We start from the raw sequence: 14,165 nt of genomic DNA on the forward strand, positions 1-14,165 counted from the left end.
ATGCGTTAACCGCTATGCGTTATTATCTTTCGCCACTTCGAAGTGCACTGACAGCAAATAGGCTTCTTCGATAGGCAATGTGCCAAACTGATTCACCACGCGCTCCGCCATTTGCATGGATTCGGCGGAGATTTCGTCGAACAACGATTTATCCACCTCCGGCAACGGCTCACCGGTTATTGAACGCAGCACCATGGCGCGAATATGCGATTCCAGCATCTGTTGCTGCACCGCATTGGTATAAATATTTTCAGCATTCAGCATCGCGGTAATATCCGCCAACACCCGAGCGGTGATCGCTCCGGCTTCGCTGACATCGGATTGTTCAATTTCTTTTATCGAAGCAGATCCATCATTCACTTTTCAGTACCCCTAGATCCCACATTAATCAGTAAGCCGTAAAGCGCATCACCTGAATAACCCGCTTTCTGTGATGTCTTTACCCTACCCCCGGTAGGATTTTCTGTGTAGACCGGTTTTTTCCAGTTCGAAGTGGAAATCGAATGACGTACGGGGATCCATTTCGCAAAACGGCGCTGCGGTGAAAAAGCCAATGAGATAACAAATAGATAACCGGACTAACCGTTTTTTTTGCCACGATTGATGATAAAAGCCTTCGTGATCGGGATCTCTTTCTTTTCTCGTCCCAACCGCCTACTATCAATGGGACAAATCGACATTACCCACACCCCCGCTCCTCTGGCGCGGGGGTGTTGCTTTGTGTTGTTTTTCCGAATTTATGGGTGCACAGACTGGCACCCTTTGATTTGACTGGAGAGTGGAATGACCAAACCCATCATTACTATTAATGAGCTGGATGCGGAACGCCTGGATGCGCTATTGGAACAACCGGCCTTTGCCAACACCGACGTCGCCGCCGCGCTGAACGACGAGTTGGATCGCGCGGAAATCCTGCCGCCGGAGAAAATGCCGGCCAACGTGGTGACCATGAACAGCCGCGTGCGTTTTCGCGATCTGCACACCGATGAAGAGCACGTGCGCACGCTGGTTTACCCGGCATCGCTGAAAGACAGCCACGATCAGCTGTCGGTGATGGCGCCGCTGGGCGCAGCGCTGCTCGGCATGCACGTCGGCAAGCAGATCTCCTGGCAATTGCCGAACGGTGAAGAAGCGCGGATTGAAGTGCTGGAATTGCTGTACCAGCCGGAAGCGGCGGGCGAATACCACCGTTAAGCGGTTCTCAGGGCGGCATCCGGCCGCCCTTTCTGTCTCAGACGCAGATAGCGATCAGCACGGCGATCAGCAGCAGCACGTAGATTTTGGCATGCAGCGCATCGCTCACCTTAGGCAAACAGCGCCTTGCAAACACGATCCCCGCAATCCCCGCGACCACCAGCAACCCCAGAATGTTCAGATTGACGTAGCCCAGATACTGCGGCCCGCTCATCTCGCGCCACCCCAACACGATATACATCAGCGCCCCGATCACCGCCACCGGGATCGACAGCGGGTTGGCGGCGCTGACGCAATATTTCATGTCATAGCCATGACGACGCAGCAGCGGCACGGTCATCACGCTGCCGCCCACCCCCAGCAGGGTCGCGATGCCGCCGATCAGCGGCCCGCCGCCCCACAGCGTAACGGGGGACAATTCGGCGCGCGCCGGTTTGACCAGGAAACCCCGGCGGAACAGACAGTCGGCGATGGTCACTGCCATATAGACCACAAACAGCCCGCGGATCACGCCGTCCGCCAGCAGCGAAGAGGCGAACGCGCCCAGCGCCGCGCCGATGCCGATGAAAAAGATCAGCGGCACGATGGTTTCGCGCAGCAGGTTGCCGCTGCGCCAGTTGGTCAGCGTGGCGTAACTCGCGTTGAGGATCATCACCGCCGTCGAGGTCGCCACCGCGATATGCATCGCCTGGCCGGGCTGCTCGCCCGACGCGGAGATCAAGTGATAGACGAAAGGCACCACCACAAAGCCGCCGCCGAAGCCGAACAGAATGGTGGTGATGCCGGTCAGAAAACCGGCACCCAGTACAATCAAGGTTTCAATCATGGCCGTGCGCCCGCACGAAGTCGTCGAACCCGGCGCAGAACTGCCCCGCCAGCGGGTGGAAGCGATCGCCGACGAACAGCGCCAGATACTGCTCGCGCACGGCGTCATGGTCCACCAGCTCAATGCCCGCCTGTTCTGCCTGCGCCAGCGTCTGCGCGTCCGGGAAGCCCCAGTAGCGCGAATCGCCCTGCTTTTCCGCCGCTATCGCTTCGCTGCGCTCCGCCCGCATCAGCTGACGCGCCAGGAAGGTGCCGCTTTGCACGCCCAACAGCATCATGTTTTCCAGGAACGACAGATCGTGACGCAGCTCGGCGGGCAGGCGGGCGAGCACCGGGCCGGCGTCCCAGTGCTCATCCATTTCATGCAGCGTTACCGCACAGTCTCTGTCACCGTTCATCATCGCGCGGAACAACGTCATCACCCCGCGATAGCGCGGCAAATCCCCCGGATGCAGGTTCCACAGCAGCTTGCCGCGTCGGCTGAAGGCGCGCACATAGTCGGCGGAAAATTTCTGATAACAGCGCAGGGAGATCACCCCATCCATATGCCCCAGGCTGCTGATAAACGCAGCGTCATTGATGTCGAGAACGCGATGCGCTTTGACCCCGGCGGCGGCCAGGAACAGGGCCGGCGGCTGATAGACGCCCGCGCAGGCGGCGGCGTTGCGGCCCACGAACGGAAACACGAAATCGTTCAGCACTTCGCGCTCATACAGCCCCAGGCGGCGAACCGCCGGCTCCTGCGTGCGCCCGGCGCTTTTCGCCAAGGGGAAATACACCGTAAAGGCACACTCGCCTTTCAGGGCGGCGATCAGATCCTGGCACACCAGCCAGGAGAAAATGTCGTTGCCGACAAAGAGCGCTACGTTTTTCATACTTCAGCCTTCTTTGCGTTGAAAATAGGGTTGTTAAACACGATCTTGCTGATATCCCGCGTAATGGACTCCATCGCCGAGGTGTAAAACAGGTCGCCCTTGGCGGGCGCGCCGAGCGAGTAGAGGTGCTGTTCACGGCCGCGTCGGTCGGCGATTTTCAGCGTGTGCGGGTTGCACTTCACGCCGCCGAACAGGTTCTCCTGCACCAGTCCGTCTTGCAGCAGTTGATGGCTCAGGCGGTTGGGCGGCAGTTGATAAGAAGGCGTGGTGCAGTTGAACAGATACTGCGCGTGCACCCGCGTCTCATGGCAACGAAGGATAAACCCGTCCGTCCCCTTACTGATATCCGCCAGGCCGCCGCAGGCGCGCAAGCGCTGGCTCTCCAGCGCCGCCACGATCTTGTGGGCGTTCTTGATCGGCATGGCGTGCCGATTGCGCATCCAGGAGGAGTTGTAAAAACGCATGAAAACCTGCCGGTTGTTGGCATCCATCTTGACCCAGGCGGCGCACACCGCCGGGTGGATCGCCGCCAGATAGCTGCAGATATGCTCCCGGGCAAAACGCGCGCGATCGAGGCTGTCCGCCAGATCGCGGTAGCAATCGCGTCTTTCCCCCAGCGCCGAGAACACCGTCAGCCGCTCCGGCCCTGGATAGTGGCGCGCCAGCGCAGCATTGATCGCATGCACCAGCTGTTGCGCGTCAATAAAATCGCTGCCGGCGACAAAGCGCCGCAGCGCCTCAACAAACGCCTCCGGCGGCGGACGCATCAGCGCCGGCTGCACGCTGGGGAACAGGCCCGAGCGCGACAGGGCGCAGATGTCGGTCGCCCCCAGGCGTTCCATCAGCTCAACGATGGCATCAATCGCCGTCAGGCTGCAGCCGATCACGCCGATGGTCGAGTAAGGGTTGATCGGCGGCAGATCCTGGTGGGCCTGATAAGCGATCACGCCATCCACCGGATAGAGACATTCCGGCGGGTTGTGCCCCGAACACAGCACCAGCGCATTCATCTGTTCGGCGCCGCCACAGGTGGTGGTCAGCCGGTAGCCGGCTTCTAGCGGCGCGATGGCATTCACTTCGGCGGTCACGAAATTCAGCGCTACGTTACTGTCCGCCGCCATATAAATCGTCATGTCGCGAATAAAATCGAGATATTCCCGATACAGCCAGCGCGGCGGATAACGATCCAGGCAAAACTGCGGGAAATGCATGGCGATCCAATCAACGAAGTGCGTATCGTCGAAAATATCCGCCGACATGTTTTCCGGCGTCATATTTAATATATGACTGTCAAAATCGCTGCTGTATGCCATACCGCCCTTGAAGCCCTGTTTATCGAACACCGTCAGGGAAAGCGGCCTTTTGCAATGATTAACCGACTTATTTTTTATAAAGTTATACGCAAAAGCGATCCCGGCGGCTCCGCCGCCAACCACACCGAACTTATACATGAAATATCACCTTATAGTCATTGAACTGCGCTAAGAACTATTGCTTCAGGTGTTGGAATAAAAAGACGCTTTATTCCTTATTAACTTCTTGTATTGCGAGAACGAAAACCTTCGTCCCATCCTGGTGTGAAAACTCGCACGGGCTTCATGACCGATAAAATAGCGGTGCCCCGAACAAGCATTATTTTTCTGCCCCGATAGTAGGGCGGCGGCCGTTGGCTTGCTTTATATGAAAGGCCAACTATCATTGCGTTTCGGCCAATCTGCCCGCCAAAGGGAACACATGCGCAACGTCCGCATTGATGACATCGACCACGTAACGCGCGCGGTGATCGCCATCGGCACCGATTATCCACCGGGCCACCTGCTGCCGATGCACAGCCACCGGCGCGCGCAGTTGCTGTACGGCGCCACCGGCGTCATGCACGTTTTCACCCAGCAAGGCAATTGGGTCGTCCCGCCGCAGCATGCGGTCTGGCTGCCGCCGCAGATGCCACACGCGGTGAGAATGGTCGGCGTCACCACCCGCAGCCTGTACCTCGAACCCGGCGCGTTGCCCGCCGAACGGCCGCAGGTATGCCAGGTGGTCAGCGTCACGCCGCTGATGCGCCAGCTGTTGATGGCGGCGGTGGATATGCCGCTGGAGTATGAACAAGAGGGGCGCGACGGAGCGCTGGCAACGCTGCTGCTGCATGAGCTGGCCCGGTTGCAACCCTTGCCGTTGCACATCCCGCTGCCCGCCGATCCTCGGCTGGGCGAACTGTGCCACGCCTTTTTGCAGCACCCCGACGCCCATGACTCCGCGCAGCGATGGGCCCCTCGGCTGTACATGAGTATTCGCACCTTCAGCCGCTTCTTTCGCGCGCAGACCGGCCTGCCGTTTTCACAATGGCGCCAGCGCGCCTGCGTGGTGCTGGCGTTGGCGCTGCTGGCCGAAGGGCGCAGCGTAACGCAGGTGGCGATGGAGATGGGATATGACAGCAGCGCGGCGTTTTCAACCATGTTTCGCCGCGTGCTGGGGCAGGCGCCCTCCTCCTATCTGACGGAAGACGGGCGCGACGGTTGACGGATTAGCGGAATTTCTTGTGGTTGGCGTCGCGGGTTTGTTTGAAGCCCTGCGCCAGCTGCTTCGCTTCGGCGACTTTGCCTTGGTTGGCCAGCGCCAGCGCCTGATCGATCTGGCCGATCAGGGTATCCAACCCGCTGCGGAAATCTTTCATCTCCGGGCTGTCGGCGGCTTTGTCTTCCAGCTTCGGCGGGGTGCCCTGCTTGGCATCCTGCGCGGCGGCGCGCATGTTTTGCAGGCTCTGTGTAAGGGTAGCGGCCGAATCGGTATTCAGCACCGTTTTGTAGTTTTCCGCCAGAGTGTCCATATCGTCGCCCAGATCGGCGGCGGCCGCCAGCGAACTGGCTGCCAGCAGCGTCAACGCCGCCAGCGCTTTCAGGGTATTCTGCATGTTTGCTCACCTTCCAGTTATTGTTTTAATTAACCCACCGTTACCATAGGCAAGGCCGGGCAAAACCGAAACCGGAGATTTGTAAGCAAGGTTAAGACGGGATAACGCGCGACCGGCGGGCGCCGGCCGCGCAGGGGATCACTGGCCGGCGATCTTCATTTCTGGCAGCAGCACCGACCCGCACTGGATGTTGCTGCGGGTTTCGATATCGCTGCCGACGCTGACGATGTTGCGCAGCATGTCTTTCAGGTTGCCGGCGATGGTGATCTCGCTGACCGGATATTGGATCTCGCCGTTTTCCACCCAGAAACCGGCGGCGCCGCGCGAGTAATCGCCGGTGACGCCGCTGACGCCCTGGCCCATCAGCTCGGTGACCACCAGGCCGGTGCCAAGCTGTTTCAACATGCCGGCGAAGTCCGCGCCCTGCCCGGCAATGCGCCAGTTATGGATGCCGCCGGCATGGCCGGTGCTGTGCAGGCCCAGCTTGCGCGCCGAGTAGCTGGTCATCAGCCAGGTTTGCAGCACGCCATCCTTGACGATATCGCGCCGCTGGGTGCGCACGCCCTCGCTGTCGAACGGCGTCGATGCCAGCCCTTTCAGCAGGTGCGGATGCTCTTCGACGGTCAGCCACTCCGGCAGAATCTGCTTGCCGAGCGAGTCCAGCAGGAAAGTGGATTTGCGGTAAACGCTGCTGCCGCTGATGGCGCCCACCAGATGGCCGAACAGCCCGGTGGCGACCTCAGAGGCGAACAGCACCGGCGCCTTCATGGTCGACAGTTTGCGCGGCGCGAGACGCGCCAGCGTGCGGCGGGCGCACTCCTGCCCCACCCACTCAGGGCTTTGCAGATCGCCCATCGCACGGCCGATGGTGTAAGCGTAATCCCGCTCCATGTCACCGTCCTGCTCCGCAATGACGCAGCTGGACAGCGAGTGGCGGCTGGAACAGTAGCTTTGCAGCATGCCGTGACTGTTGCCGAACACCTTGATGCCATAATGGCTGTTGAAGCTGCCGCCTTCGGTGTTGGTAATGCGCTTGTCCGCCGCCAGCGAAGCCTGCTCGGCGCGCGCCGCCAGCTCGATGCCGCGCTCGGCGTCCAGCTCGGTCGGGTGGAACAGATCGAGATCCGGCGCCTCGAACGCCAGCAGATCTTTCTCCGCCGGGCCGGCGCAGGGATCTTCTGAGGTGTAGCGCGCGATGTCCAGCGCCGCCTGCACGGTGCGGGCGATGGCGTCCGGGCTGAGATCGGTGGAAGAGGCGCTGCCTTTGCGCTGACGGTGATACACGGTGATGCCCAGCGCGCCATCGCTGTTGAACTCGACGTTTTCCACCTCGCCGAAGCGGGTGCTGACGCTGATGCCGGTCGATTTGGTGACCGCGACTTCCGCCGCGTCGGAACCGGCGCGGGCCAGCTCCAGCGCCTGAGAAACGGCCTGTTCCAGCGCCTTGCGCTGTTCTGCAACTTGGGTGACTACTTTCATCAATCTGCCATAATTAATCAGAAAATCGTTGAGAAAAGTGCCGGAGCGGCGTAGTTGTGCACGCGGGGCGGCGCGCAAAAATCCTGAGATCTCTGCCGTTGAGTCTAACAGGAACCGCGTTGAATTTCGCATAAAGCCGGCAACCTGTTAGGATTAGCCTCTTTTTAACGGAGCCTACCATGAACAAACAGCCTGAAGACTGGCTCGACGATGTCCCGGAGAATGAAAACGAGGACGATGACGAGATTATCTGGGTCAGTAAAAGTGAGATTAAACGTGATGCCGAAGCGCTGAAAGACCTGGGGGCCGAAATGGTCGATCTGGGCAAAAACGCGCTGGACCGCATTCCGTTGGACGAAGATCTGCGCGCCGCCATCGAGCTGGCGCAGAAGATCAAGAAAGAGGGCCGTCGCCGTCAGCTGCAGCTGATCGGCAAGATGCTGCGCGCCCGCGATATCGAGCCGATCCAGACCGCGCTCGACAAGCTGAAAAACCGCCATAACCAGCAGGTTTCGCTGTTCCATAAACTGGAAGCGCTGCGCGACCGTCTGGTCGAAGAAGGCGATGACGTGATTCCATCGATCCTGGATCTGTATCCGGCCGCCGATCGCCAACAGCTGCGTTCACTGGTGCGCAACGCGCAGAAAGAGAAGGCCGCCAACAAGCCGCCTAAGGCTTACCGCCAGATCTTCCAATACCTGCGCGAGCTGGCCGAAGCGGCCGACTAAGCGCCGCCGCCATCCCGGGATGAAGCCGTTTCATCCCCGGTGATGGGCCGGTTCGCCGCTGCTTTCGCGGATATTGAAACGCAGGCTGCCTTCCAGCTCTTCTTCCGCCTCTTCAAACAGCAGAATGATCGCGCCGAAACGACGCTTGCTGCGGGCATTCAGGTGAGTGAACTCGATTTCCACCGGCAGGCCGATATCGCCGGTCACCACGTCCCACAGCGCGTCGAGGTTGGCGCCGAACCCCTCGTCCAGCGCAAACTTGTGCGCGAAATCGCGGTAGAAGGTCGGCACATCCTGGATCTGTTCAAAATCAAACTCTACTTTTGCCATCAAACTCACTCCACACGAATGAAGTTTTTGTAATGGTCGCGCGTGACGAAGATCAGACCGTCGCTCGAATACAGCAGGCGATCGGCGCCGCGCCGGCCACACTGGTAATTGATGTCCGCTTCGCGCCAGACTCGGCCGCCGGCACTCGGCAGTTGCCCTTCACGGTTAGAGAATCGATCGCCGCCAATCGCCTTGCCCGGCAATACCGCACAGAGGTTGCCTGAACGCGGGTCCCAACCCTGCTCGCGCGCCTGCTTCTTGGTGACGTAATAGTCCGGCAGCCGCTGATGCTGCTGCAGGTAACTCACCACCGTTTGCTGCTGCGTAAGCCGATCGATGCTCTGCTGCTGCCCCGCCGGCGCCTGCACCACCGCCGGGTTGCCGCCGATCGCCCGGTGCTCGTTGCCGCGCAGCGCGCTGAAGACGGCGATGACCACGGCGATGACAATCGCCAACAGAATCCGCTTGTTCATGGCATTCCCTGAAATTATGCCGCCGAAGGCGCCGCAGCTCCCCCAGGCTAGTTAGGTATATAGTCGACCTGGATGAAACTAATATGACCGGCACGTCACGTTTTCGCGGCGGCGAGAGTTTCATCCATTCATGACAATGATGCCACTTTCCAGCCGTTCTGGCACTCGGAGTCTCTCTGAAAACGGGCCGCCTCTTATGAGACGGCCCGCCGTACCAGGCGCTGCTTTCAGTATAGTCGGGGAAGGCGCTGCGCAACGCGGCGCAACAGACGGGAACGCATCAATCGATCAAGGCGTGGCGATAGCGATGCAGCATGTCGGCCAGGCGTTTCACCGGCCCGGTGACGCTGAGCGGCGCCTGATTGTCCACCAGCTTCTGCTGGTACTCATTCATCTCACCCAGCAAGCGATCATAGTAATAGGCACGCTTGACGTCGTTCTTGGCGGAAACCACCCGATCGGCGGTGCTGCGGATCTGGCGGTGGAAGGCCGACAGCTCTTCGCTGACCGGAATTTCCGCCCGCTGCATGCGCTGGTGGGCGATGATCAGGTTCAGCGCCAGGCGATACTTGGCGATGTCGTTCGGAAACATCATCAGCAGCTGGTTAAGCTGCTGATACAGCGCAGGCAGGTGGTTTTGCCGACGGCGCGCCGCCTTGGTGGTCAGCGCCGACACCGCGCTGCTGACGAACTGGTTGAGCAACGTGCGGCCGGTGCGCTCGCGCGAATTGTCGCGGATCAGCAGCAGCACCATCAGCCCGACGCAGCTGCCGAGGAACTGACCGAGCGCCCCGTCGAGAAACTGGGTGACGTTGAACTCCATCGGATTGCTCAGCACCAGAATGTTGATCGTCCCCGCCAACAGCCCCAGCGAACCGAGCCGCCGCTTCTGCACCTCGATGCCGATGAAAAACGCCAGCAGGCCGAGGCTGAGACACAGCAGCAAAATGCTCTGCTGCGTCGCCGGCAGGATCACCATGAAGAACAGGGAACCGACCGGGATCGCCGCCAGCATGCCCAGCACGAAATCCATCGCCACCATGCGCGGCGCCGGGGTGCGCATCGCCAGCGAGGTGATCACCGCGATGATCACCATAAAACCGCTGCCGGACGTCCAGCCGGTCCACAGCCACAGCAGGCTGCCGAACGCCGTCGCCACAAAGGTGCGCAGGCCGTTGATCATCGCGTGATGCCCTTCCGCCGAGGTCGGCTTGACCACGGTTTCAGTGCTCAACACGCCCTCTTCCACCGCGCTGATGCTGCCGTTGGTGTGTACGCCCTTCGACAGCAGCAGGTAGCGCGTCGCCGCGCCGACCCAGCCGGTGAGGGTCGGCAGCGTTTCCTCGGAGCGATGCGTGGTCAGCACCTGGCGCAACAGCTTCATGCGCTTGTGGATCTCCTGCGGGTTTTCCGCCGGCACCATCAGTTGCTCCCGCAGGCTCGCTTGCAGCGCATCCGGGTGATTCAGCAGGATCAAATAGGTTTCGCAGGCCTGGGTGATCAGCGTCAGCGACAGGGTATGCAGCGCTTTTACCCGGCGGTTGACCTTCTGCCAGCGCGAGGACTCCATCATCAGGTTGTTGCGCATGCCATCCAGCGCCGTAGTGCTCTTGACCAGATTGCTCCAGGCGCGGTCAATATCCTCTTTGTCGGCGTTGCTGATGCACATCTGCATCAGCCGGTATTGATCCACCAGCAACTGATCCACCGCCCGATCGATGTCCTGCTTGATCGAACGCGGCGAGAACAGCAGATCCGCCAACACGGCGCTGACGATGCCCAGCACGATCTCGCTGCAACGCTCGATGGCGAACTGCGGCGCTTCCAGCAGATGAGACTCGCTGGTGGCAACCGTCACGATGATGATCAGCGCGGTATACCCGGCCAGCCCCCAGGCATAGGAGTTCTCCACCTTGATCAGCGAAGAGAGCCAGGTGCAGAAACCGGCCCAGATGCAGCACAGCAGCAGCATCACCACCGGCGCGCGGGCGGTGGTGATGATAATGAGCAGGCCGACGAAGCACCCGATAAAGGTGCCGATGATGCGCAGCCAACCGCGGTGGCGGATGGCGCCGGAGAAGGGTTCACCGCCGGCGGCAAAAGCCGGGCCGGCGGCGACGATGGCGGCGGTCATCGCCGACCAGCGCGGAGTTTCCAGGTTGAGATGGAAGCCGACGAACAGCGCAAACACAATCGCGAAGCTGAGTTTGAAGGCAAATCTCAGCCGGATAAAGGTTGGGCTACTCATTAGCCGAACTCACGCAGCCGGTGCATCAGGCGCACAAAAGGCGAGCCGCTGTCGGCATTGCGATCGTTCTTGCCGACGATCACCACGGTGGCGGTGGTACCGGCCGGGTACGGATGCTGTTGGTCCTTGGCGTCCAGCAGGATCTTCACCGGCACGCGCTGCGCCAGGCGCACCCACTCCAGGTTGCTGTCGATCGAGGCCAATCCTTTGTTGTTAACCGTGCTGCTGCTGTTGTTTACCGCCGCCGCCACGCTGTCGACGGTGCCATGCATGATGCGATTGCTGCCGAGCGGGGTGATCTCCGCGCGGTCGCCCTTATTCAGGCCGGTCAGCTTGGTTTCTTCCAGATAGGCCAGGATGTAGAAGGAGTCTTTCTTCACCAGCGCCACCGCCACCGAGCCGCGGGTGATGTATTCGCCGGCGTGGACGTTGAGGTTGGTGATCCAGCCATCGGCCGGGGCACGCACCGTGGTGCGCTCCAGATCCAGCTGCGCCAGCTCACGCGCCGCCACGGCCTTCGCCAGCTGGTGCTGCACGGTCTGCAGCGAGTTGTTCGACTGGTCGATTTCTTCCTGCGACATCGCCTGCACGCCCAACTTCACGCGGCGGCCGGCCTCACGCCGTTTTTCCGCCGCCAGCGTTTGATAGTAGGCGACGTCGGCACCGGCCTCCGCCAGCGCCTGCTCATAGCGCGGCCGATCGACCACGAACAGCACCTGCCCTTTCTTCACCAGTTGGTTGTCCACCACCGGCACGTCGGTCAGCAGGCCACTGACGTCCGGCGCGATCGCCACCACGTCGGCGGTGAACTTGGCGTCACGCGTCCACGGCGACTCGGTGTAGAACACCCAGGCCTTGAACACCGCAACGATGCCCAGCAGCACAAGAATCAAAGTGATCGCGATTCGGGTTATTTTTATCGAAAAATTTTTCACAGCGACCTCAAACAAAAAGACATGAAATCAGATAAAACAAGCAGCAATACAGCGCGGTATTAAACAGCGCCGGATGCCAGACAAAATCGTAAATCCCCGTCGGCTGCAGCAGGCGGCGCAAGAGAAAAAACAGCGCCAGCGACACCAGCAGCTCGAAAAACACCGGCGGAAACGACAGTCCGAAGATGACCATAACCGGAAGCAAACTCATCAATTTTTCCTTATTGTTCACTGCGCCGGGGAAAGACACATCTCGCCATTCACATTCTCTTTACATTTTAGCGTGCGCGCGCCACAAATCTTGACCAGACAGCTTGTCCAGGTCACGAACCCGAAAAAAGGTTAAACTTTGGGGCAGACGTCCACGACAGGGATTGCGAGGGTGCCGGAGGAGCGGCAGGATTACGTCGCCGATCGCTCTCGCACGTTGGTAAGGTCTATTCACCCGACCACGTTATATTAGCCTGCTTACTATCAAGGCATCAACAATCTGTGATCTAAATCACTTTTAAGCCAGAGTGAATAATGGAAAGATTAAAACGGATGTCGGTATTCGCCAAAGTGGTTGAGTTCGGGTCGTTTACCGCGGCCGCGCGCCAACTCGACATGAGCGTTTCATCGATCAGCCAAACCGTCTCGAAACTGGAAAATGAGCTGCAGGTCAAGCTGTTGAACCGCAGCACGCGCAGCATCGGCCTGACCGAGGCCGGCAAAATCTACTATCAGGGCTGCCGGCGCATGCTGCACGAAGTCAGCGAAGTGCATGAGCAACTGTATGCGTTTAACAATACCCCCGCCGGCACGCTGCGCATCGGCAGCTCATCCACCATGGCGCAAAACGTGCTGGCGAACATGACCGCCGAGATGATGAAAGAGTACCCGGGCCTGACGGTCAACCTGGTGACCGGCATTCCGGCGCCGGATCTGATCACCGACGGATTGGATCTGGTGATCCGCACCGGCGCGCTGCAGGACTCCAGCCTGTTCTCCCGCCGCCTGGGGCAGATGCCGATGGTGGTGTGCGCCGCCAAAAGCTACCTCAGCCAGCACGGCACGCCGCAGAAGCCGAGCGACATGGTCAACTTTTCCTGGCTGGAGTACAGCGTGCGGCCCGACAGCGAATTTGAACTGATGTCGCCGGAGGGCATCACCACGCGCATTTCACCGCAGGGGCGCTTCGTCACCAACGACTCTTCCACCATGATCCGTTGGCTGAAAAACGGCGCCGGCATCGCCTACGCCCCGCTGATGTGGGTGATCGAAGAGATCAACCGCGGCGAGATCGAGATCCTGTTCAAAAGCTATCATTCGGATCCGCGGCCGATCTATGCGCTCTATACCGAGAAGGACAAACTGCCGCTTAAGGTGCAGGTATGCATCAACTACCTAACCGACTATTTCGAACGCGTGGCGGCGGTCTATCAGGGTTATCGCTGAGCGGCGCTCAAATAGCGGTGCGCCAGCGCGCCCAGCAGTATCAGAGCCAGCATGCCGAGGCCCCACAGCAGCCAGACGGCGTAGCCCGCCCAGTTCAGCAGCAGAGGAAAATAGCTCGCCAGACCGCTGCCCAGCTGTTTCAGCCACGGCAGCCAGGCATCCAGCACCGTCTGCGGTACCAAACTCAGCACACCGCTCACCGGCAACGATGCACTGCCAGCTGCGTCCGCCAGCGCCGGGAGCCAGGTCAGCACGCCGGCCACGCCCCAGGCCAGCAGCGTCCATAGCGCCATGGTGCCCAGCAGCAGCGCGAGTGTCCAACCGCCCCGGTTCATGGCACACCGCCGCCACACTGCGAGCAAAAGCGGCTGCCCGGCGGCAGCGGCGCGGCGCACTGGCCGCAGGTGGCGCTCAGCGCGGCAAACGGCTGGCCGCAGCGATGGCAATAACGTGCGTCCGATTTATTCACCGCCTGGCATTTCGGGCACTGCGGCCCCGGCTCGCCATGCTGGTTATAGCGGTTGCCATGATGCCCGCCGCGGTGACCCGCGCGCTGATGACCGCCGTTAATACCGCCCTGCCCCAACAACCTTTTCAGTAAGCTCATCCCACCTCTCCTCTGTGCATTAACGCTGAAGCTCACTGTAAACCCTGGAGCAAACTCCAGGGTAAAGCCCGGCGAGCAGGATTTACGTTTCATTACATCGTAAAAGTGGCAAGGCTTTGATGCCGT

The 14,165-nt window shown here is 60.3% G+C and carries 17 protein-coding genes; 4 read left to right on the plus strand and 13 right to left on the minus strand.

The window, feature by feature from the left end:
• Nucleotides 1-12: 12 nt before the first annotated feature.
• Nucleotides 13-339 (minus strand): glycine dehydrogenase, encoded by a 327-nt coding sequence (locus QDT79_RS01670; protein WP_107227134.1) that lies wholly within the window; start codon nt 337-339, stop codon nt 13-15.
• A 444-nt stretch (nt 340-783) separates the two neighbouring features.
• Between QDT79_RS01670 and rnk the strand changes: the two genes are divergently transcribed.
• Nucleotides 784-1,194, plus strand: a complete 411-nt coding sequence (gene rnk, locus QDT79_RS01675; protein WP_004936993.1) for a nucleoside diphosphate kinase regulator — start codon at nt 784-786, stop codon at nt 1,192-1,194.
• Nucleotides 1,195-1,231: 37 nt separating this feature from the next.
• On the opposite strand, the gene QDT79_RS01680 is transcribed toward rnk, so the two are convergent.
• The 3 genes from QDT79_RS01680 to QDT79_RS01690 are packed head-to-tail and all read right to left on the minus strand — an operon-like array spanning nt 1,232 to nt 4,345.
• Nucleotides 1,232-2,020, minus strand: a complete 789-nt coding sequence (locus tag QDT79_RS01680; RefSeq protein WP_063988591.1) for a sulfite exporter TauE/SafE family protein — start codon at nt 2,018-2,020, stop codon at nt 1,232-1,234.
• On the minus strand, nt 2,013-2,894 hold the full coding sequence (locus QDT79_RS01685) for a formyltransferase family protein (RefSeq protein WP_308316142.1): 882 nt from the start codon (nt 2,892-2,894) through the stop codon (nt 2,013-2,015). The genes QDT79_RS01680 and QDT79_RS01685 overlap by 8 nt, the downstream gene beginning before the upstream one ends.
• Nucleotides 2,891-4,345 carry an FAD/NAD(P)-binding protein gene (locus QDT79_RS01690; protein WP_308316143.1) on the minus strand — a complete coding sequence of 485 codons (1,455 nt, stop codon included), beginning with the start codon at nt 4,343-4,345 and terminating at the stop codon, nt 2,891-2,893. The genes QDT79_RS01685 and QDT79_RS01690 overlap by 4 nt, the downstream gene beginning before the upstream one ends.
• A gap of 283 nt (nt 4,346-4,628) precedes the next feature.
• Between QDT79_RS01690 and QDT79_RS01695 the strand changes: the two genes are divergently transcribed.
• Nucleotides 4,629-5,411, plus strand: a complete 783-nt coding sequence (locus QDT79_RS01695; protein WP_063988588.1) for an AraC family transcriptional regulator — start codon at nt 4,629-4,631, stop codon at nt 5,409-5,411.
• 4 nt (nt 5,412-5,415) lie between these two features.
• Here QDT79_RS01695 and cybC read toward each other — a convergent pair whose 3' ends face one another.
• Both cybC and pmbA read right to left on the minus strand, forming a co-directional pair.
• Nucleotides 5,416-5,802, minus strand: a complete 387-nt coding sequence (gene cybC / locus QDT79_RS01700) for a cytochrome b562 (protein ID WP_060424637.1) — start codon at nt 5,800-5,802, stop codon at nt 5,416-5,418.
• Between the two features lie 138 nt (nt 5,803-5,940).
• The gene (pmbA, locus tag QDT79_RS01705; protein WP_063988587.1) at nt 5,941-7,281 is read right to left on the minus strand and encodes a metalloprotease PmbA; all 1,341 of its coding nucleotides are present in this window, start codon (nt 7,279-7,281) and stop codon (nt 5,941-5,943) included.
• Nucleotides 7,282-7,460: 179 nt separating this feature from the next.
• Here pmbA and yjgA point away from each other — a divergent pair, with 179 nt between their 5' ends.
• Nucleotides 7,461-8,009 (plus strand): ribosome biogenesis factor YjgA, encoded by a 549-nt coding sequence (gene yjgA, locus QDT79_RS01710; RefSeq protein ID WP_004936968.1) that lies wholly within the window; start codon nt 7,461-7,463, stop codon nt 8,007-8,009.
• 30 nt (nt 8,010-8,039) lie between these two features.
• Here the strand turns inward: yjgA and QDT79_RS01715 are convergent, their stop codons facing one another.
• The 5 genes from QDT79_RS01715 to aaeX all read right to left on the minus strand — a co-directional run bounded on the left by QDT79_RS01715 (nt 8,040) and on the right by aaeX (nt 12,206).
• Complete coding sequence (locus QDT79_RS01715; RefSeq protein WP_004936963.1) at nt 8,040-8,339, minus strand: barstar family protein; 300 nt, start codon at nt 8,337-8,339, stop codon at nt 8,040-8,042.
• A 5-nt stretch (nt 8,340-8,344) separates the two neighbouring features.
• Nucleotides 8,345-8,812, minus strand: a complete 468-nt coding sequence (locus QDT79_RS01720; protein WP_063988586.1) for a ribonuclease — start codon at nt 8,810-8,812, stop codon at nt 8,345-8,347.
• Nucleotides 8,813-9,092: 280 nt separating this feature from the next.
• Nucleotides 9,093-11,060: a p-hydroxybenzoic acid efflux pump subunit AaeB gene (gene aaeB, locus QDT79_RS01725; protein ID WP_063988585.1), complete on the minus strand. Its 1,968-nt coding sequence runs from the start codon at nt 11,058-11,060 to the stop codon at nt 9,093-9,095.
• Entirely contained in the window at nt 11,060-11,995 is a 936-nt protein-coding gene (gene aaeA / locus QDT79_RS01730; protein WP_063988584.1) for a p-hydroxybenzoic acid efflux pump subunit AaeA, read from the minus strand. Before aaeA ends, aaeB begins: the two co-directional genes overlap by 1 nt.
• A 7-nt stretch (nt 11,996-12,002) precedes the next feature.
• The gene (aaeX, locus tag QDT79_RS01735; RefSeq protein WP_004936952.1) at nt 12,003-12,206 is read right to left on the minus strand and encodes a p-hydroxybenzoic acid efflux pump operon protein AaeX; all 204 of its coding nucleotides are present in this window, start codon (nt 12,204-12,206) and stop codon (nt 12,003-12,005) included.
• A 314-nt stretch (nt 12,207-12,520) separates the two neighbouring features.
• Here aaeX and aaeR point away from each other — a divergent pair, with 314 nt between their 5' ends.
• A complete protein-coding gene (aaeR, locus tag QDT79_RS01740; RefSeq protein WP_063988583.1) occupies nt 12,521-13,432 on the plus strand; it encodes an HTH-type transcriptional activator AaeR in 912 nt (303 codons plus the stop codon).
• Here aaeR and QDT79_RS01745 read toward each other — a convergent pair.
• Both QDT79_RS01745 and QDT79_RS01750 read right to left on the minus strand, forming a co-directional pair.
• Entirely contained in the window at nt 13,423-13,767 is a 345-nt protein-coding gene (locus tag QDT79_RS01745; protein WP_107227092.1) for a hypothetical protein, read from the minus strand. The genes aaeR and QDT79_RS01745 overlap by 10 nt on opposite strands.
• Nucleotides 13,764-14,039, minus strand: coding sequence for a zinc ribbon domain-containing protein (locus QDT79_RS01750; RefSeq protein ID WP_063988581.1), 276 nt, complete (start codon nt 14,037-14,039; stop codon nt 13,764-13,766). The genes QDT79_RS01745 and QDT79_RS01750 overlap by 4 nt, the downstream gene beginning before the upstream one ends.
• Between the last annotated feature and the right edge of the window lie 126 nt (nt 14,040-14,165).

This window comes from Serratia marcescens (assembly GCF_029846115.1).
GTDB lineage: Bacteria > Pseudomonadota > Gammaproteobacteria > Enterobacterales > Enterobacteriaceae > Serratia > Serratia marcescens_L.

Coding starts and splice junctions, on each gene's coding strand:
- QDT79_RS01745 (WP_107227092.1), bottom strand. CDS start 13,767: ATGAACCGGGGCGGTTGGACACTCGCGCTGCTGCTGGGCACCATGGCG.
- QDT79_RS01680 (WP_063988591.1), bottom strand. CDS start 2,020: ATGATTGAAACCTTGATTGTACTGGGTGCCGGTTTTCTGACCGGCATC.
- QDT79_RS01720 (WP_063988586.1), bottom strand. CDS start 8,812: ATGAACAAGCGGATTCTGTTGGCGATTGTCATCGCCGTGGTCATCGCC.
- aaeX (WP_004936952.1), bottom strand. CDS start 12,206: ATGAGTTTGCTTCCGGTTATGGTCATCTTCGGACTGTCGTTTCCGCCG.
- aaeB (WP_063988585.1), bottom strand. CDS start 11,060: ATGAGTAGCCCAACCTTTATCCGGCTGAGATTTGCCTTCAAACTCAGC.
- pmbA (WP_063988587.1), bottom strand. CDS start 7,281: ATGAAAGTAGTCACCCAAGTTGCAGAACAGCGCAAGGCGCTGGAACAG.
- QDT79_RS01750 (WP_063988581.1), bottom strand. CDS start 14,039: ATGAGCTTACTGAAAAGGTTGTTGGGGCAGGGCGGTATTAACGGCGGT.
- QDT79_RS01690 (WP_308316143.1), bottom strand. CDS start 4,345: ATGTATAAGTTCGGTGTGGTTGGCGGCGGAGCCGCCGGGATCGCTTTT.
- aaeR (WP_063988583.1), top strand. CDS start 12,521: ATGGAAAGATTAAAACGGATGTCGGTATTCGCCAAAGTGGTTGAGTTC.
- yjgA (WP_004936968.1), top strand. CDS start 7,461: ATGAACAAACAGCCTGAAGACTGGCTCGACGATGTCCCGGAGAATGAA.
- QDT79_RS01685 (WP_308316142.1), bottom strand. CDS start 2,894: ATGAAAAACGTAGCGCTCTTTGTCGGCAACGACATTTTCTCCTGGCTG.
- rnk (WP_004936993.1), top strand. CDS start 784: ATGACCAAACCCATCATTACTATTAATGAGCTGGATGCGGAACGCCTG.
- QDT79_RS01695 (WP_063988588.1), top strand. CDS start 4,629: ATGCGCAACGTCCGCATTGATGACATCGACCACGTAACGCGCGCGGTG.
- QDT79_RS01715 (WP_004936963.1), bottom strand. CDS start 8,339: ATGGCAAAAGTAGAGTTTGATTTTGAACAGATCCAGGATGTGCCGACC.
- cybC (WP_060424637.1), bottom strand. CDS start 5,802: ATGCAGAATACCCTGAAAGCGCTGGCGGCGTTGACGCTGCTGGCAGCC.